Annotated in this window: 15 protein-coding genes; 12 read left to right on the top strand and 3 right to left on the bottom strand. The window is 62.7% G+C overall.

Annotated features, from left to right (window positions below; translation table 11 throughout):
- Positions 1-12: 12 nt before the first annotated feature.
- From ACP7DE_RS16065 to bla, 8 genes are all read left to right on the top strand, one after another.
- On the top strand, positions 13-483 hold the full coding sequence (locus ACP7DE_RS16065; protein WP_426073028.1) for a copper chaperone PCu(A)C: 471 nt from the start codon (positions 13-15) through the stop codon (positions 481-483).
- A gap of 123 nt (positions 484-606) precedes the next feature.
- Positions 607-1,284 carry a CerR family C-terminal domain-containing protein gene (locus tag ACP7DE_RS16060; RefSeq protein ID WP_426073027.1) on the top strand — a complete coding sequence of 226 codons (678 nt, stop codon included), beginning with the start codon at positions 607-609 and terminating at the stop codon, positions 1,282-1,284.
- Complete coding sequence (locus tag ACP7DE_RS16055; protein WP_426073026.1) at positions 1,281-2,489, top strand: multidrug effflux MFS transporter; 1,209 nt, start codon at positions 1,281-1,283, stop codon at positions 2,487-2,489. The genes ACP7DE_RS16060 and ACP7DE_RS16055 overlap by 4 nt, the downstream gene beginning before the upstream one ends.
- Before the next feature lie 122 nt (positions 2,490-2,611).
- A complete protein-coding gene (locus ACP7DE_RS16050; protein ID WP_426073025.1) occupies positions 2,612-3,958 on the top strand; it encodes a DUF3422 family protein in 1,347 nt (448 codons plus the stop codon).
- 74 nt (positions 3,959-4,032) lie between these two features.
- Complete coding sequence (locus ACP7DE_RS16045; protein WP_426073024.1) at positions 4,033-5,559, top strand: hypothetical protein; 1,527 nt, start codon at positions 4,033-4,035, stop codon at positions 5,557-5,559.
- A gap of 63 nt (positions 5,560-5,622) precedes the next feature.
- A complete protein-coding gene (locus ACP7DE_RS16040) occupies positions 5,623-6,015 on the top strand; it encodes a BlaI/MecI/CopY family transcriptional regulator (protein WP_426073023.1) in 393 nt (130 codons plus the stop codon).
- On the top strand, positions 6,012-7,775 hold the full coding sequence (locus ACP7DE_RS16035; protein ID WP_426073022.1) for a M56 family metallopeptidase: 1,764 nt from the start codon (positions 6,012-6,014) through the stop codon (positions 7,773-7,775). Before ACP7DE_RS16040 ends, ACP7DE_RS16035 begins: the two co-directional genes overlap by 4 nt.
- 55 nt (positions 7,776-7,830) lie before the next feature.
- Positions 7,831-8,793: a subclass B3 metallo-beta-lactamase gene (bla, locus tag ACP7DE_RS16030; protein WP_426073021.1), complete on the top strand. Its 963-nt coding sequence runs from the start codon at positions 7,831-7,833 to the stop codon at positions 8,791-8,793.
- Between the two features lie 111 nt (positions 8,794-8,904).
- Here bla and ACP7DE_RS16025 read toward each other — a convergent pair whose 3' ends face one another.
- A complete protein-coding gene (locus ACP7DE_RS16025; RefSeq protein WP_426073020.1) occupies positions 8,905-9,123 on the bottom strand; it encodes a tetratricopeptide repeat protein in 219 nt (72 codons plus the stop codon).
- A gap of 501 nt (positions 9,124-9,624) precedes the next feature.
- Between ACP7DE_RS16025 and ACP7DE_RS16020 the strand changes: the two genes are divergently transcribed.
- The gene (locus ACP7DE_RS16020; RefSeq protein ID WP_426073019.1) at positions 9,625-11,715 is read left to right on the top strand and encodes a TonB-dependent siderophore receptor; all 2,091 of its coding nucleotides are present in this window, start codon (positions 9,625-9,627) and stop codon (positions 11,713-11,715) included.
- A gap of 3 nt (positions 11,716-11,718) precedes the next feature.
- Positions 11,719-12,882, top strand: a complete 1,164-nt coding sequence (locus ACP7DE_RS16015; RefSeq protein WP_426073018.1) for a DUF1624 domain-containing protein — start codon at positions 11,719-11,721, stop codon at positions 12,880-12,882.
- 23 nt (positions 12,883-12,905) lie between these two features.
- Here the strand turns inward: ACP7DE_RS16015 and ACP7DE_RS16010 are convergent, their stop codons facing one another.
- Both ACP7DE_RS16010 and ACP7DE_RS16005 read right to left on the bottom strand, forming a co-directional pair.
- Positions 12,906-13,436 (bottom strand): isochorismatase family protein, encoded by a 531-nt coding sequence (locus tag ACP7DE_RS16010; RefSeq protein ID WP_426073017.1) that lies wholly within the window; start codon positions 13,434-13,436, stop codon positions 12,906-12,908.
- Between the two features lie 42 nt (positions 13,437-13,478).
- Entirely contained in the window at positions 13,479-14,396 is a 918-nt protein-coding gene (locus ACP7DE_RS16005; protein ID WP_426073016.1) for a LysR family transcriptional regulator, read from the bottom strand.
- A gap of 121 nt (positions 14,397-14,517) precedes the next feature.
- On the opposite strand from ACP7DE_RS16005, the gene ACP7DE_RS16000 reads away from it, so the two are divergent.
- Both ACP7DE_RS16000 and ACP7DE_RS15995 read left to right on the top strand, forming a co-directional pair.
- Positions 14,518-15,735 (top strand): ABC transporter substrate-binding protein, encoded by a 1,218-nt coding sequence (locus ACP7DE_RS16000; protein ID WP_426073015.1) that lies wholly within the window; start codon positions 14,518-14,520, stop codon positions 15,733-15,735.
- A gap of 17 nt (positions 15,736-15,752) precedes the next feature.
- Positions 15,753-17,267 carry a CoA-acylating methylmalonate-semialdehyde dehydrogenase gene (locus ACP7DE_RS15995; protein ID WP_426073014.1) on the top strand — a complete coding sequence of 505 codons (1,515 nt, stop codon included), beginning with the start codon at positions 15,753-15,755 and terminating at the stop codon, positions 17,265-17,267.
- Positions 17,268-17,276 lie beyond the last annotated feature (9 nt).

Here is a 17,276-nt window from a genome sequence, read left to right as displayed (position 1 = left end):
CGAGGAATGATCATGACCCATTTGAAAACCCTGCTGGCCACGACCCTGACCGTGCTGTCCTTCTCCGCCGCTGCCCAGACTTCCGTGCAAATTACCGACCCGTGGGTGCGCGCCACCGTGCCGCAGCAAAAAGCCACGGGCGCCTTCATGCAGATCACGGCGCCAAAAGCCATGCGCCTGCTGGAAGTGCGCTCGCCCGTGGCCGGCGTGGCGGAAATCCATGAAATGAGCATGACGGACAATATGATGCGCATGCGCCAGGTCAAGGAAATCGCCTTGCCAGCCGGAAAAGCCGTCGAACTGAAGCCGGGCGGCTACCACGTGATGCTGTTGGACCTCAAGGGCCAGGTGAAGGCGGGCGACAAGATTCCGCTGACCCTGGTCGTCGAAGGCGAAGACAAGCGCCGCGAAACCATCGAAGTCAATGCCGTGGCCCGTCCGCTGGGTACTGCGTCGGCCCCGATGCCGGCGATGAAGCATTAAGCCAGTCGCTATGCCCTTGAAAAGCCCGGTTCGCCGGGTTTTTTTACGCCCGTTTGAAAGTTAAGCAGCTGTTTGATACAATGCTGAAGAATATTAAACAGCTGTTTAAATAATGGAAATGGCATGCCAGAAGAGAAAGAAAGCGAACCGGCACGCACGCGCATCCTGCAGGCGGCGGTCCAGCTGTTTGCCGACGAAGGCTACAAGCTTGCATCCGTACGCAGGATATGTGTAGCGGCCCACGTCAACGTGGCGATGGTCAACTATTATTTTCATGGCAAGGATGAGTTGTACCTGGCCGCCTTCGACCATGCGCGCGCGCTGGCGCGTGCCTCGGCAGCGGACGTGGCTGCCGCCAGCGCGCAGGCACAGCTGCCTCCGATGGAACAGTTGCGCCTGGCCATCGAGGCGCTGGTGTCCGATATGCTGCGCTCCGGTTCGGCATCGCTGTTCAGCCGCCTGGTAGCGCGCGAATTGATCGAACCGACGGCCGCCATCCACAAGCTGGCCGAGCGCAATGTGCGCCCGCAGCACACCCTGTTCACGGGCTTGATCCGTGGCGTGGTGGGGAAGGCCATGCCGGACGAGGTGGTGCAGAAATGCGTGTTCAGCGTAATTGGTCAGGCCGTGTTCTATGCCCGTTCGCGCATCGTGCATGAACTGGTGGCGCCGGAAATTACCTATGACGAGGTGGGCATCGCCAGCATCGCGCAGCATGTCGCCGCGTTCTCGCTGGCAGCCCTGGCTGGCTTGCGCCGCCAATATGACGCGCAAGACAAGCAAGCGCAGGTGCGTGCATGAAGGCGCGCAAGCTGACCCTGGTGCTGGCCGGGCTGGCCATGCTGGGGCCGTTCGCCACCGATACCTTCTTGCCATCATTTCCCGCGATCGGCACGCATTTCGACGTCAGCAGCGTGCTGGTGCAGCAGACTCTGAGCGTCTACCTGGCCGCCTATGCCTTCATGACCTTGTTCTACGGCACCTTGTCCGACTCGTTCGGCCGCCGTCCCGTGATTCTCGCCTCGCTGCTGATCTTCGCCGTCGGCTCCATCGGCGCCGCGTTTGCGCCCAGCTTTGGCTGGTTGCTGTTCTTCCGCGGCATGCAGGGCGCCTCGGCGGGAGCGGGCAGGGTGATCGGGCAAGCCATCGTGCGCGACACCCTGTCGGGCGCGGCCGCGCAAAAGATGCTGGCCAACATCATGATGGTGTTCGGCATCGCGCCCGCCATCGCCCCTGTCATCGGCGGCTGGCTGCATGTGGCCTATGGTTGGCAATCGACGTTCGTGTTCACGTTTTCCGTCACCGTGCTGCTATTGCTGGCCTGCCTGAAAGGCTTGCCGGAAAGTTTATCTGCCGAGCAACGCCAGCCTTTCCACCCAGGTAGCATCGCGCGCAATTACTGGCTGGCGCTGCGCCACCGGGCTTTTCTCTTGCGTTCGCTGGCCGTGGCCTTTGCCTTTGGCGGCTTCGCCCTGTACATCGCGTCGGCCCCGCACTTCATTTTGGAATTGCTGCATCTGCCGGAAACGGCGTTTGGCTGGATGTTCATCCCCATGGTGGCGGGTTTGGTGCTGGGTTCGGCGTTGTCGGGCAAGCTGGCCCATGCCGTGAAAAGCACCGTGCTGGTGCGCTGGGGCTTGCTGGCAATGGCGGCCACGGGCGCGCTCAACATCGCTTACAACCACTGGTTCGCGGCCAGCATCCCGTTCGCCGTCGTGCCCGTGATGCTGTACGCCTTCGGCATGTCGCTGGCCTTGCCGGGCATGACCATGTCGACGCTCGATATTTTCCCGCAGATGCGGGGCTTGGCGGCGTCCTTACAAAATTTCGTGCAAATGCTGGTGTTTGCGCTGGTGTCCGGTTTTGTCGCACCGTTGCTGTTCGACAGCGCGTTCAAGCTGGCGCTGGGGCAGGCGTCGGCCGTGGTGCTGGCTGCCGTGTTCTGGTGGCTGGGCAGCCGCCAGGTGGCGGGGCAGGGCGCATCTGTAATTATCAAAACAACATAATTGACCTTGGAAAAGAGTGGCATGCTTCCTGCTTTGTTACACTGTGACAATCAGACTCCCGCTGCGGGCACAGCAGCACGCGCGGGGGGCTAAGCAGTTTTGCAACTTTACCTTTGGCGATCATGCACTTGATTAACTCCAGTTTGAACCACGCCTTGCGCGTGCCGCTGGCTGCGGAAATCCACTCGCGGCCGTTTTTGCAGCTCGGTGCCCCCGAGCTGATCACCCATCTGGCCGTGTACAAGGATGACAGCGCGGCGCCGGGCGCGTCGAATATGGCGGCCCAGCACGCCACTTTGGCGGCCCTGTGCACGCATTTCGGCGTCACGCCGCCCGCTGCCGAAGCCAAGTATTTTTATTACGACTTTGGCCGCTTCCGCCTGAAATGGGAATGCCACACGGAATTTGCCACGTTTACCTTCGCCGAACATCCGGGGCAAGCTTTGCCCCTGGAACAGGCGTTCGAGCGCATGCCCCTGGAACAGTTGCCGCAGCAGTGGCTGGTGGGTTTGAAGGGCAAGCTAATGGTGGCCGCGCACGTGGTGCTGGAGCAGGCGACGGAACCGGCCGAGATCTTCATGCAGGGCTTGTCGCGCGTATTCGAGGGCAATACTTTGGCCGGCAGCAAGGTGTTGCAGGGGGGCGAATTATGGACGGATTTCACGATCCAGTCTGACGGCTTCAGCCGTTTCGTCATCCGCGATGCGGGCATGCGCTCGCAGCAGTCAGGCCGCCTGGTGCAGCGCGTGCTGGAAATCGAAACCTACCGCATGATGGCGTTATTGGGCTTGCCCTACGCCATGCAGGCGGCGCCGTCGTTGAACGCCATCGAGAATGAATTGGCGACCCTGGCCGCCGCCATGGTCGACACGGATGATGCGCAGGGCCTGGCCAAGGCCGACGAGGGCGTTGCCGAGCAAGCCTTGCTCGACCGCATCACGCGCCTGGCGGCCCGCATTGAAAAGCTGTCGCTCGACAATAGCTACCGTTTTTCCGCCTCGAAAGCCTACATGGGCCTGGTCAAGGCGCGCATCGAGGAGTTGCGCGAAGTGCGCATTGAGGGTATACCCACGGTCGAGGAATTCATGGACCGCCGTTTGACACCCGCCATGAACACGTGCGAAGCGATGGCCAGCCGCCAGGAAGCGATGGCACAGCGCATCGCCAACACGAATGATTTGTTGCGCACGCGCGTGGGCATCGTGCAGGAATTGCAAAACCGGCAAATCCTGCAATCGATGAACGCCCGCGCGGCGCAGCAGCTGCGCTTGCAACAGGCGGTGGAAGGACTTTCCGTGGCGGCCATTTCCTACTATGTGATCGGCCTGTTCAGCTACACGGGCAAGGCGGCCAAGGTGATGGGGCTGCCCGTGAATCCGGAAATCCTCGTCGGCGCACTGGTGCCGTTCGTGGCGGCCGGCGTCTGGCTGGGACTGCGCCGCATGCATCACAAGCTGCACGTGGACTGAACAGGACGACACTGCGCCATCATTTTTGCTATCTTTCAAGATTCGACCGTCAGGTGTTCTGAAAAGGAAGTTGCGTGCTAGCGAATGTTGGCGATGTTTACAGTGTGTTTTCGTCCGAGCTGCAGCAGTATGTGGCTTGCCAGATCACCCGCATCAAAAATGCTTCATCGTCCAGGCCGGTAGCTGCCGTGCTGGAGCTGGACTGGACCGGTGACGCCTTGCCCGATGCGGCGGCCGTGCAAGCCATGCGGCCGCTGCTGTGCGATTATTTCTTCTGGAATAATCGCCACGATCACTGCTATGCCACGGCGAACGTGCCGCCTGGCCATACCCTCGTTGGCAATATCGCGCCGCTGGTGGATGTGGAAGTCAACAGCTACCGCAGCGGCTGGAACGTGGGCGACAGCGTGCTGCGCCAGCGGAATTGGGAGCGCATCGATCCGTTGCGGCGCCAGCAATTCAAGGCCGCGTCGGACGAGCGTGAAGTGACGCTCGGCGGCCAGGTCTTCCGGCAGGACGCGACGAAAATCAATGACAGCGTCTTGCAGGCGCTGGACGACCTGTCCGAGCTGGAGCAACTGCCTTGTTTGATGTCCATCGAGACCAGCGCCGGCACGCAGGCATTGATGGAGTTTATCCAGGGCAATCCCTTCATCAATGAGCTGCACTGGCAATCATCGACCATCCATGCTCTCGATTTCAGCGGCAGCGGCTTGAGCCGCCTGATCCTGCAGCCCGATGGTGTCAGCAGCCTGGTCTTGAACGAAGGCTTGAGCCTTCTTGCGCTGCGCAGCGCGCCATCGCCGGCGCTGCGCATCGAGGATGGCGCGGATGGCCGCCATCTGACACTCCAGTGTACGCATACGCTGCCGCCGTTCCACGGTCTCGACCGGCTGGGCGGCTTGTCGCTGGTGAGCATGAAAGAAGTTGATTTGGCGCAAGTGGCGCGGCGCTTTCCCCATCTGACGGCATTGCGCATCTGGGGCAAGCCGGGACTGGCGTCGCAGATGACCAGCCTTGCGCAGCTGACCCAGTTGCAGATGTTCAGCGCCTATGATCTGTTCGGTTTCACGGCGGAGGAGTTTCCATCGGCCACGCAATTGCCGAAGCTGTCGGCCCTGTGGCTGACCAGCTTGCCTGCCGATGCCGCCAAGGCCATCAAGGCCGGCTACAAGAAAGCGGCGGCGCAGGGACTGGATTTATCGGTGACCAAGCCGCGCAAGCCGGAATGGCTGGCTGAAAACCTGCTCAACCCGTTCCGCGACTGGGATGGCCGCGAGCATATTTCTCCCGCGTATGCGAAAAAGGCGGCGCTGGCTTACAAGAACATGCTGGCCGTGACACGCAGCATCGATGCCGCCATGGAGGCGACGGCGGCCGCCGCCGCGCTGGAGGCGATGGTCACCGCCTATGTGGATGCATTCAATAAGATCGAACGGCGTGCGAGCATCATCGAGACGGTCGAGCGCGAGGAAATCTACACGGTGCTGGCGGAGCTGCTGGCACAGCTAAAGCAGCAACTGCAGCAACTGGGTGGGCAGGCGGCGCTCGTCGATGAGGCGGCCTTGCTGGAGTTGTTCGACCGCTTGCGCGAATTTTAGCCGCTTCCACAATCTAGAAAAAAAGTTCTAGACATGAGGTTCTAGAATGGGTATTCTAGCGGCATGTTAAAAAATACCTCCACTCCCCATCCCACCGCCGCCGAACTGGACTTGCTGCGCATCCTGTGGCAGCGCGGTCCGTCCGACGCCCGCGCCGTGTATGAGGCCCTGGCTGCAGAGCGTGCCGACGCCAGTTACGCCACCGTGCTGCGCCAGCTGCAACTGATGCATGGCAAGGGGCTGCTGAGCCGGGTTGAAAGCCAGCGGCCGCAGCTGTATGCAGCCGTCGAAGCGCAGGAAAAGCTGCAAACGAGTCTGCTCAAGGACTTGATCGGCAAGGTGTTTTCCGGTTCCGGCAAGGCGCTGGTGCTGACGGCGCTGCGCGAGCACGTGAGCGACGCGGAACGCCTGGAAATTGAAAAAATCCTGCGCAGCAAGGATGGCAAACAGCCATGAACCTGGACATGCGCTTGGGCATAGAGTTGGGCCACTTCGTTCCGGCGCTGGGCTGGGTCTTGCTGTATTTTGTCTGGCAAGGCGTGATCGTCGGCGCCGTCTCTGCTGTACTGCTCTGGCTGCTGCGCCACGCCAGCGCGCGCTGGCGCTATGCCGTCTGCGCGCTGGCGCTGCTGCTGTGCCTATGTATTCCCACCGTCCATCTGTTGTCGCTGCTATCGGATGCGGGCGCCTCGCCGGCCCGGCTGGTGATGGCCGCGCCACCCGCCTGGCGCGCCGCGCTGCAAGCGTGGATGCCGGCCCTGGTACTGGCCTGGAGCGCCGGTGTTGGGCTGATGAGCTTGCGCCTGTGCCTGGGCCTGGCCTGGGTCGGCAAGCTGCGCCGCCAGGCCGTGGCCGCCCCGGCCATCTGGCAAGCGCGCCTCGATGCGCTGGCCTTGCGCATGGGCTTGTACCGGCGACCGCCGCTGAAGCTGCATGCGGGACTGGCCAGCCCCGTGACCGTGGGTTTCTGGCGTCCCGTCATCCTGCTGCCGACCGCCTTGCTGAGTGGCATGCCCGTTGCCTTGCTGGAAGCGCTGTTGGCGCATGAACTGGCGCACGTGCGGCGCTGGGATTACCTGGTCAATCTCTTGCAAAGTGTGGTCGAGGCACTGCTGTTCTTCCACCCCGTCGTCTGGTGGCTGTCGGCGCGCATGCGGGCCGAACGCGAACAAGTGGCCGACGCGCTGGCTGCGCAAGCGCTGCAAGACCCGCAGCAGCTGGCCACGGCGCTGCATGCCTTGTCCCTGCACACGGCTGTGCCGCAACACTGCGGCTTGTTGATGTCTGCCCGGGGCGGGGCGTTGCTGACGCGCATCGAACGGCTGATGCTGCCCGGCCCCGACACGGCCGGCTGGAAACAGGCCGTGCCCGCCTTGCTGCTGGCCTGCGCCACCCTCTTGCTGCAGATGCAGGGCAAGCCTGTGGTCAATGCGGCAACCTTGGCCGATGCCGCCGCCGGCATGCTGGCCTTGCCCGTCAGCGCGAAACACATGCTGGTATTTGACGACAGCACGGGCCAGGTGCTGATGGCGAAGGATGCCGACGCCGTGGTGCCGATTGCCTCGATTACCAAGCTGATGACGGCCATGGTGGTGCTGGACGCGGGCCTCGATCCCGATGAAAAGCTGCGCATCGTGCGCGCCGATGGCGCTGCATCGATGCAGCGCCACAGCCTGCTGGCCGACGGCGTGGCCGTGTCGCGCGGCGTGCTGTTGCAACTGGCGCTGCTGCCGTCCGAAAACCGCGCCGCCGCCGCGCTGGCGCGCACCTATCCCGGTGGCAACACGGCCTTTGCGCAAGCGCTACAAGCGAAGATACACAGTCTGGGCTTGAGCCGCACCACCTTGACGGATCCCGTCGGCAGCTCGCCGGCGAATACGTCCACGGCCAGCGAGGTGGCGAAGATCGTGGCCGCCGCCGCGCGCTATCCGGACATCGCGCGCATCACCAGCCACCCGCAAGCCAGCGTAGCCGTCAATGGCAAGACGCGCACCTTGCACAATACCAACCCGCTGGTGGGCGGCAAGGGCTGGGACATTCTGCTGTCCAAGACGGGCAGCAGCCACGAGGCGGGCAGCTGCCTGACCATGCGCATGCGCAGCGGCGGCAAGCACGTCACCGTGGTGCTGCTGGACGCCGACGGTGCGCAGCGGCGCTCGCTCGACGCCGGACATATCCGCGACATCCTGGCCGACAGGACTGGCCGCATGCATTGATACCCCCCCGGGCGCGCCAGTGCGGGCGCCCTTTTTTTACACTCTGGAGATGAAGATGACACTATTGGCGAAGTTGATGCTGGCGACGGTTGCGACCATGACGGCAGGTACAGTGCAGGCAAGAACGCCGGCACCGGTGCAGAATAAACCTGTCGATTGCGATAATTGCAAAGAATGGAACGCGCCCGTCAAGCCATTCAATATCCATGGCAATAGCTGGTATGTGGGCACGGCCGGCCTGTCCGCCGTGCTGGTGACGAGTCCGCAGGGCCATATCTTGCTTGACGGCGCGCTGCCGCAATCGGCGCCCCTGATCATCGCCAGCGTCAAGGCGCTGGGCTTTCGCATCGAGGATGTGAAATATATTCTCAATTCGCATGCGCATTGGGACCATGCGGGCGGCATTGCCGCGCTCCAACGGGCCAGCGGCGCCACGGTGGTGGCCAGCGCCTCGGGCGCCCTGGGGCTGCAAAGCGGCACCAATGGCAACGATGATCCGCAATACCAGGCCGACCCCGTCGTGCATGTCGCCAAAGTCGCCAAGGTCAAGGTAATGGGCGAGGGCGATACGGTCAAGGTGGGCCCTGTGACCTTGACGGCCCACATGACACCGGGCCACACGCCAGGCGGCACGACGTGGACCTGGACCTCGTGCGAAGGCGCGCGCTGCCTGAACGTGGTGTACGCGGACAGCTTGAACCCGTATGCCAGCGGTGATTTCCGCTATTTGGGCAAAGGCGTGGGCAAGGGCAAGACGCCGGATATTTCCGCCTCGTTCGAAGCGAGCATCGCCAAGGTGTCCGCTTTGCCATGCGACATCATCATCCCCGTGCATCCGGGCACGACGGACGTGCTGGGCAAGGCGGCCAAGCGCAGCGCTACAAGCAATCCCCTGATCGACGCCAACGCCTGCCGCGCCTATGCGGCCGAAGCGGGCGGCTTGCTGGCCAAGCGCCTGGCGAAAGAACGGGGCGAGGCGGTGCCTCTTGAGGCCAAGGGCGCGGCGCACGCGCACTAAACTGTTTTACTCTGCCGCCTGCCGCTGTTTTTGCAGGCGTTTCAGGAACACCGTCATTTCCTTGACGGCTTGCAGGTCGCCTTGCTGCAGGGCCACAGTCATGCCCGTCGTTCAGGCAGCCTGCGCTTCATCCAGCCGGCCCAGTTGGTGCAATGCCTTGCCCAGCAGTTTCCAGGCGGCGGAATAGCCTGGCTGCTGTATGGTGGCTTGCGCCAGGTGAGTGGCCGCTTGCTGCGCGTCATTGTCTTTCAGGTAAGCATCTCCCAGGCCAAAGCGCAGCAGGGCGCTGTCGCGTCCCTGCGCCAGCAGTTTTTCCAGTCTTTCACGCATGCCCGACCTCATTCTATTATGCAAGTGTATTCTTGCATAATAGCGCTTCCGCCTGCAATTAACCAGCAGGCATTCAATCAGCCATATCCCCCACCGGCTTGCCGCGCGCTGCCATCGGTTTGTGCCGCATGCCTAGGCGGAGAGGGCACAAAGAAAAACGGGGCGCGGCACGATGCACTATTTCAGTATCGTGGATAATCGCCGGCATCAAGGAGCCACTGGGCGACAGGCATGGACAGGCTGGCAGCACAGGTATTTTGTGCGGTGGTCGAGGCGGGCGTTTTCAAGCCCAGCGCCTGGGCATTTCCACGTCTTCCGTGAGCCGCTCAAGCGGGCTGCGGCATCGTGCAGGCGCTGTCCCACCCGCACCACTTGCGCGCGGCCAAAGTGCAAGTGTTTGTGGACTTTCTGGCGCAGATTTCTCACGAGGGCTTTAATGAGAATTGATTATCAATTATAATGCAAGCCTATTGCATTGAATTGCCCATAGTCAGGAATCCCATGTCCGTGTTTTTACGCCGCCCCGTGGCGCTTTTGCTGGCCGCCGCCAGTCCCTGGTCATCTGCATTTGAGCCCGCGCAAGCCGACGATGTCGTCACTGTCAGCGCCGAGCGCCAGCACTACCGCAGCCTGTCCGCCACGGGCGCCACCAAGACGGATGCCTTGCTGATGGATTTACCGCAAAGCGTGCGCGTGCTGACTGGCGACCTGCTGCGCGACGCGGGCGTGACGACCCTGGCCGGCGCGCTGGACCTGGCCAGCGGCATCGCGAAGCAAAGCCCGCTGGGCGGCCTGTGGGACAGTTACGCCATGCGCGGCTTTACGGGCGACCCGAATTTCGGTTCCGACTACATGGTCAACGGTTTCAGTTCCAGCCGCGGCTACAACGGCATGCGCGACGCCGGCAACACGCAGAATGTGGAAGTGCTGAAAGGCCCCGCGTCGGCCCTGTATGGCCGGGGCGAACCGGGCGGCACGGTGAACATCACCACCAAGAAGCCGAAGTTCGCGCCCGACTACAGCGCCGATGTTTCTTTGAGCAGTTTCCAGACGCGCCGCGTCGCGCTGGACTTGACGGGGCCCTTGAGCGACAGCTTTGCCTACCGCTTGAACGCGGCGCATGAAGAAGGGCACAGCTTCCGCGATACGCTGCAGGTCGAGCGCAGCCTGTTTTCTCCGTCCTTCCTCTGGCTGGTGGGCGAGCACACGACCGTGTCGTATGAAATCGAAGCGGTGCGGCAGCGCGCGCCGTTCGACCGGGGCGTGCTGGCCGTGAATGGCCAGCTGGGGGCCGTGCCTGTGTCGCGCTTCCTGGGCGAACCAGGCGATGGCCACATGACGGTCAAGTCGCTGGGGCAGCAGTTATTTATCCATCATGCGTTGTCCGATGACTGGACGCTGCAGGCGGGCGTTTCCTACCGCGACAGCGAATTGAGCGGCTATTCGACCGAGGCGAACAAGCTGCTGGCCGATGGCCGCACCCTGAACCGCCAGCGCCGCCACCGCGATTTTTCGTCCACCGATGTTTCGGCCCGCGTTGAAGTGCTGGGCAAGTTCAGGACAGGCGCGCTGGCGCACGAGGTGCTGGCCGGTGTCGACGCCTATCATTTCGACGACCATCGGGTGCAGCTGCGCCGCAATCCATCGGCCGCGAATGCCTATGCCATCGATATTTTTGCGCCCGTGTACGGCGGCAAGGCAGCTCCGCTGGCCCTGTCCATCGACACGCAGGAAGGACAACAGGCGCGCGGCCTGTATGCGCAAGATCAACTGGACCTGGGCGCGCAATGGAAGGCGCTGGTCGGCGTGCGCCACGATACGTACACGCAGGACGTGAGGAACAATCGCCTGAACGTGAGCAACCGCCAGTCGCTGTCGGCCACCAGCCCACGCGCGGGTCTCGTCTACCAGCCGTCGAAAATATGGTCGCTGTATGCGAGCGCGGCCAAGGGCTTCCGGCCCAATAGCGGCATCAGCATCGATAACCAGGCTTTCCCCGCAGAGCGCAGCCGCTCGTATGAGCTGGGCGCGAAGCTGGAAACGGGCAAGCTGACGGGCACTCTGGCCGTGTATGACATCCGCAAGAGCAATGTGTTGACGACGAATCCCGCCAACACGGACTTCGCCATCGCGGCGGGCGAGGTGGGCAGCCGGGGCCTGGAACTCGACGTAGCAGGTGAAGTGGCGCGCGGCTTGCGCCTCTCGGGCGCCTATGCGTACACCAACGCCACCGTCACGCGCGGCGACAATACCATCGTCACGGGCAGCCGCTTCGCCAACGTGCCGCGCCACAGCGCCAACCTGTTGGCCACGCAGCAATTCGCGCTGGGCACGGGCACGGCCAGCGTGGGCGGCGGTGTGCAATATGTGGGCGAGCGCCTGGGCGACGTGGCCGTCAGCAGCAAATTTACTCTGCCGGCCTACACGACGGCCAAATTGCTGGCGTCGTATTCGCCGACTGCGAAACTGCGCCTGGCTTTGAGCGTGGAAAACCTGTTCAATCGCAGCTACTATGCGAGTTCCTATAGCCAGTTGTGGGTGGCGCCGGGGGCGGAGCGCACGGTGACCCTGAATGCACATTACCGTTTTTAATGGATGACCATGACATTGACTTCTCCTTCCACCCTGCGCACCCGCATCGCCGTCATCGACGTGCTGCGCGGCCTCGTCATGCTGATCATGCTGTTTGACCATGTGCGCGAAACGGTATTCCTGCACCACCAGGTGGGCGACCCGATGGATGCTTCCGGCGTCGATCCGGCCCTGTTCTTCACGCGCCTGGCCGCCCACGTGTGCGCGCCCATGTTCGTTTTCCTGACGGGCTTGTCGGCCTGGCTGTACGCGCATCCGGCTGCCGGGCCCCGCAGTGCGGCGGGTTTTTTGTTCAAGCGGGGCTTGCTGCTGGTGCTGCTGGAACTGGTGTTCGTCAACTTCGCCTGGAGCGGGGCGTTTCCGCCGCCCGTGCTGTATCTGCAGGTGATCTGGGTCATCGGCCTGGCCATGATGGCGCTGGCCGTGCTGCACAAGTTGCCGTTGAAAGTGCTGGCGCTGCTGGGCGTGGCGATTATCGCCGGCCAGCATTTACTCACGGGCCTGCGCGCGGAAGAGGGCAGCTTTGCCAATTACGTTCTGACGGTGCTGTTGCAACGCGGTTACCTGGTGGCCAATGGCGCCATGAAAATCAAGGTCAGCTATCCGCTGCTGCCGTGGATAGGCGTGATCGTGCTTGGTTATGCGGCAGGTCCCCTGTATGCGCGTACCTTCAGCGCCGAGGCCAGGCGGCGCTGCCTGCTGGCGCTGGGCGGCGGCAGCTTGCTGCTGCTGGCCGTGCTGCGCGGTTTCAATATCTACGGCGAAACCCTGCCATGGGTGGCGGGCGACACGGCCTTGCGCACGGCCATGAGCGTGCTGAACTTCACCAAGTATCCGCCGTCGCTGGACTTTCTGCTGTTCACCCTGGGCCTGGGCTTGTTGGGCCTGGCCTGGCTGGAAAGTGTCGATAACTGGTTCACGCGGGCCTGCGCCACCTTTGGCGGCGCGCCCATGTTTTACTACTTGCTGCACCTGTACTTGCTGCTGGTGATAGGCATCACCTTGACGGCTGTGCTGGGTGCGAATCACGGTGCCCGCTATGGCGTCGAACATATCTGGCAAGTGTGGCTGATCGCGCTGGCCCTGATGCCCGTGCTGTATTTCCCTTGCCGCGCGTTTGCCAATTACAAGCGCACGTCGCAGCAGGCGTGGGTGCGTTATTTCTAGGCTGGTCTATTGCGTGAGAGTGGCTATTTGATCAGTGCCAGCACGTCGCGGAAACGCGGGTGCTTGCAGTCGCGCAACCACTCGAAGGCCAGCATTTCCACCGTCACCAGGTGGGCGCCCAGCTTGCCCAGGCGGGCCAGTGCCGCATCGCGGCTGGCGGCCTGGCGCGAGCCGACGGCATCGATGGCGATGATGACTTCATACCCCAGCTGCAGCAAACCGATGGCTGTCTGCAACATGCACACATGGGCTTCGCAACCCGTGACGACGATTTGCTTGCGTCCGGCCGGCAGCATGGCTTGCAAGCCGTCGGCACAGGCGCCGAAATGCGTCTTGTGCAAGGTCCGTTCGCACAGGGCTGCGATCTCTTCCACGTTCGGTCCCAGCCCCTGGCGGTTTTGTTCCGTGCCCAGCACGGGCACGTCGAGCAGGCGGGCGATCTTTGCCAGGCGCAGGTTTTGCGCCAGCACCAGGCCGGCATCGTGGATGGCCGGCATCAAACGACCTTGCAGGTCGACAATGACCAGTACCGCCTGGTTCGCATCCATCAGCATGGCATTCTCCTCATTAGTATGTGGCGACAGTGTAGCGCGCAGTCAGCTTGGCCAGCTGGGCGTGGACGTCTCGCCCATCAGGTAAGCGTGATTCAGGTCGATGGCGGCCCGCAGGTAATTCCACAGGGCGCTGACCCGCGCGATGTTGCGCCGCTCGCTCGGTGAAATCATCCAGAAGGCGCGCAGCAGGTCGATCTCACCGTCGAGCACGGGCAGCAGTTCGTTCGACTGCTGGGCCACGAAGCAGGGCAAGATCGCCAGCGCCTGGCCCGTGCGCGCCGCGTGGTACTGGGCGATCACGCTGGTGCTGCGAAACGCGCGCAGGGAATCGGGCGCCACATTATCCATGTAGCGCAGCTCCGCGCTGAAGACCAGGTCGTCCACGTAGCCGATGATGGGGTGCTGCGCCAGTTGCGCCACGCTGGTGATGGGCGCGTGGCGCGCCAGGTAGGCTGGCGTGGCGTACAGTTTCAACCGGTAGTCGGACAGCTTCGTCACCACATACGGGCCGGACAGGGGGCGCTCGATGGAAATGGCCACGTCCGCCTCGCGCTTGGACAGGCTGACGAAACGGGGCACGGCGATCAGGTCCACGCTGATGTGCGGGTAACGCCCGCAAAACTGCGCCAGGTGGGGCGCCAGCACGATGGCGCCGAAACCTTCCGTGGCGCCCAGGCGCACCTGCCCCGACAGCAGCCGGTTGTGCTCTCCCAGCTCCTCGGTGGCGGCAAACACCGTGCTTTCCATGCTTTCCGCGTATTCCATCAGGCGGTGGCCTTCGGGCGTCAGCTGGTAGCCCACGTAATTGCGGTCGAACAGCTGCGTGCCCACCTGCTCCTCGAACTTGCGCATGCGCCGCGACACGGTGGAATGGTCGATGCCCAGCTTTTTCGCCGCATCGACGAGGCCGGCGCTGCGCGTCAGTTCCAGGAATACCCGTACATTGTCCCAATCGAGCATGGCCGACCCTCCTTGTGCATTTTTGCAAAGGAATTATGCATTAATTTCACTTGAGTGCATATTTTTACACATGCAGAATGCATCTACACATATAAGAAAACCCATCCACCTGGAGACACGCATGAAAAAAACCGTTCTGGCCATGGGCGCGCTGGCGCTCACCCTTTCCTTTGGCGCCGCGCAGGCGCAAATTTCCGATGGCTTCGTCAAGGTCGGCATCCTGACCGACATGTCCGGCCCGTATTCGGCCATGGGCGGGCGCGGTTCCGTCATCGCCAGCCAGATGGCCGTCGAAGATTGCCTGAAAGCCGAATGCAAGGGCATGAAGATCGAAATCCTCTCGGCCGACCATTTGAACAAGGCGGACATCGCCGCCTCCAAGGCGCGCGAATGGATAGACCGCGACAAGGTCGACGCCATTGCCGACCTGACCAATTCCTCGGTGGCCCTGTCCGTGCAAAAGCTCATGAAAGAGAAGGGCGGCATCGCCATGTTCAGCGGCCCCGCCACCGGGCGATTGACGAACGAGGATTGCTCGCCGAACGGCTTCCACTGGATGTTCGACACGTATTCGCAGGCGGCCGGCACGGCGGCGGCATTGACCAAGCTGGGGCAGAAATCGTGGTACTTCGTCACCGTCGATTATGCGTTCGGCCATTCGCTGGAAAAAGACGCCAGCGAAGTCGTCAAGCGCAATGGCGGCACGGTGCTGGGTGCCGTGCGCCATCCGCTCAACGCGTCCGATTTCTCTTCCTTCCTGGTGCAGGCGCAAGGCTCGAAAGCGCAGGTGATCGGCCTGGCCAACGGCGGCGCAGACGTGGTCTCCGCCATCAAGCAGGCACGCGAATTTCGCATCGGCAGCGGCAAGGACCAGCGCCTTGCCGCTTTGCTGGTGTTCCTCTCCGACGTGCATGCGCTGGGGCTGGAAACGGCGCAGGGCCTGGTCTACGCGGACGGCTTTTACTGGGATTTCGATGACCGCAGCCGCGCCTTCGCCAAGCGTTTCGAGGCACTCAACAAGGGCGCCAAGCCGACCATGGTGCAGGCGGGCGTGTATTCGAGCGTGTACCACTACCTGAAATCGGTGGCGGCGGCCAAAAGCGACGATTCGAAAATCGTCGCCGAAAAAATGCGCCAGTTGCCCATCAAGGACGCCGTCATGAACAACGCCTCGATCCGTCCCGACGGCCGCGTGATCCACGATATGTACCTGGTGCAGGTGAAAACCCCGGCTGAATCGAAAGGCGCGTGGGATTACCTGAAAGTGCTGTCCACCATCCCCGCCGACCAGGCCTTCAAGCCTATGGATGCGGCGGCATGCAACCTCGTTAAAAAATAAGCACGGAGTCTCTGACAATGAACCAAGCACTTACACCGGTCACCGCCATCCCCCTGCATATCGGCGGCAAGCACCACGCGTCAATCAGCACCGAATGGCGCGATGTCGTCAACCCGGCCACGCAGGAAATCGTCGCCAAGGTGCCGTTTTCCACACTGGATGAAGTCAACCTCGCCGTCGCCACGGCCAAGGAAGCATTCAAGACCTGGCGCAATACTCCGCTGGCGGCGCGCATGCGCATCATGCTCAAGTACCAGCACCTGATCCGCGAAAACATCGCTACCCTGGCCGAACTGATCACGCGCGAACACGGCAAGACCTTGCCCGACGCGGAAGGGGAGGTCATGCGCGGCCTGGAAGTGGTGGAACACGCGTGCTCGATCGCCACCCTGCAATTGGGAGAAATTGCGGAAAACGCGGCCACGGGCGTCGATGTCTACAACATCTACCAGCCGCTGGGCGTGGGCGCCGGCATCACGGCATTCAACTTCCCCGTCATGCTGCCGTGCTTCATGTTCCCCATCGCCATCGCCTGCGGCAATACCTTCGTCCTGAAACCGTCGGAGCAGGACCCGTCGTCGACCATGTACCTGGTCGAACTGATGTACCAGGCGGGCTTGCCGGCCGGCGTCTTGAACGTCGTGCATGGCGGCGCGGACGTCGTCAACATGCTGTGCGACCATCCCGACATCAAGGCCGTGTCCTTCATCGGCTCCACCCATGTGGGCACGCATGTGTACCGCCGCGCCAGCGAATCGGGCAAGCGCGCGCAATCGATGATGGGCGCGAAAAACCATTGCGTGGTGCTGGCCGACGCCAACAAGGAGCAAGCGATCAATAACCTGATCGGCGCGGCATTCGGCGCGGCCGGCCAGCGCTGCATGGCCAATTCCGTCGTGGTGCTGGTGGGCGAAGCGCGCTCCTGGCTGCCGGAAATCGTCGCCCGCTCGCAGGCGCTGAAGGTGGGGCCGGGCAGCGACCGCGATGCCGACCTGGGGCCGATGGTCTCGAAAGCGGCCATGCAACGGGCGGAAAAACTGATACAGGCCGGCGTGGATGAAGGCGCGCAGCTGCTGCTCGATGGCCGTGGCCACAAGGTGGCGGGCTACGAAGGCGGCAACTTCATGGGGCCGACGATTTTCTCGAAGGTGGCAGCATCGAACTCCGTCTATACGCAAGAGATTTTCGGCCCCGCCATGTGCGTGGTCGAGACGGATACGCTGGACCAGGCCATCGCCTTCATCAACGCCAACCCGAACGGCAACGGCACCTCGATCTTCACCTCGTCCGGCTGGGCGGGGCGCAAATTCCAGAACGAGATCGACGTGGGGCAGGTGGGCATCAACGTGGCCATTCCCGTGCCCGTCGCGTATTTCAGTTTTACGGGATCGCGCGCCTCGAAACTGGGCGACCTGGGCCCGAACGGCAAGCAAGCCTTGTACTTCTGGACGCAGACCAAAACCGTCACGGCGCGCTGGTTCGCCCCGGACGACGGCGGCAGCGGCGTCAATACCACCATTTCGATGAAATAAGGGGCAGGG

The organism is Janthinobacterium sp. DSP2-3-3, assembly GCF_049897325.1.
GTDB lineage: Bacteria > Pseudomonadota > Gammaproteobacteria > Burkholderiales > Burkholderiaceae_D > Janthinobacterium.
The sequence above is the reverse complement of the archived record's forward strand: the minus strand, read 5'-3'. Positions and strand labels throughout refer to the sequence as shown.

Coding starts and splice junctions, on each gene's coding strand:
- ACP7DE_RS16025 (WP_426073020.1), bottom strand. CDS start 9,123: ATGCGTGAAAGACTGGAAAAACTGCTGGCGCAGGGACGCGACAGCGCC.
- ACP7DE_RS16035 (WP_426073022.1), top strand. CDS start 6,012: ATGAACCTGGACATGCGCTTGGGCATAGAGTTGGGCCACTTCGTTCCG.
- ACP7DE_RS16060 (WP_426073027.1), top strand. CDS start 607: ATGCCAGAAGAGAAAGAAAGCGAACCGGCACGCACGCGCATCCTGCAG.
- ACP7DE_RS16055 (WP_426073026.1), top strand. CDS start 1,281: ATGAAGGCGCGCAAGCTGACCCTGGTGCTGGCCGGGCTGGCCATGCTG.
- ACP7DE_RS16040 (WP_426073023.1), top strand. CDS start 5,623: ATGTTAAAAAATACCTCCACTCCCCATCCCACCGCCGCCGAACTGGAC.
- ACP7DE_RS16050 (WP_426073025.1), top strand. CDS start 2,612: ATGCACTTGATTAACTCCAGTTTGAACCACGCCTTGCGCGTGCCGCTG.
- ACP7DE_RS16010 (WP_426073017.1), bottom strand. CDS start 13,436: ATGCTGATGGATGCGAACCAGGCGGTACTGGTCATTGTCGACCTGCAA.
- bla (WP_426073021.1), top strand. CDS start 7,831: ATGACACTATTGGCGAAGTTGATGCTGGCGACGGTTGCGACCATGACG.
- ACP7DE_RS16020 (WP_426073019.1), top strand. CDS start 9,625: ATGTCCGTGTTTTTACGCCGCCCCGTGGCGCTTTTGCTGGCCGCCGCC.
- ACP7DE_RS16005 (WP_426073016.1), bottom strand. CDS start 14,396: ATGCTCGATTGGGACAATGTACGGGTATTCCTGGAACTGACGCGCAGC.
- ACP7DE_RS15995 (WP_426073014.1), top strand. CDS start 15,753: ATGAACCAAGCACTTACACCGGTCACCGCCATCCCCCTGCATATCGGC.
- ACP7DE_RS16015 (WP_426073018.1), top strand. CDS start 11,719: ATGACCATGACATTGACTTCTCCTTCCACCCTGCGCACCCGCATCGCC.
- ACP7DE_RS16065 (WP_426073028.1), top strand. CDS start 13: ATGACCCATTTGAAAACCCTGCTGGCCACGACCCTGACCGTGCTGTCC.
- ACP7DE_RS16000 (WP_426073015.1), top strand. CDS start 14,518: ATGAAAAAAACCGTTCTGGCCATGGGCGCGCTGGCGCTCACCCTTTCC.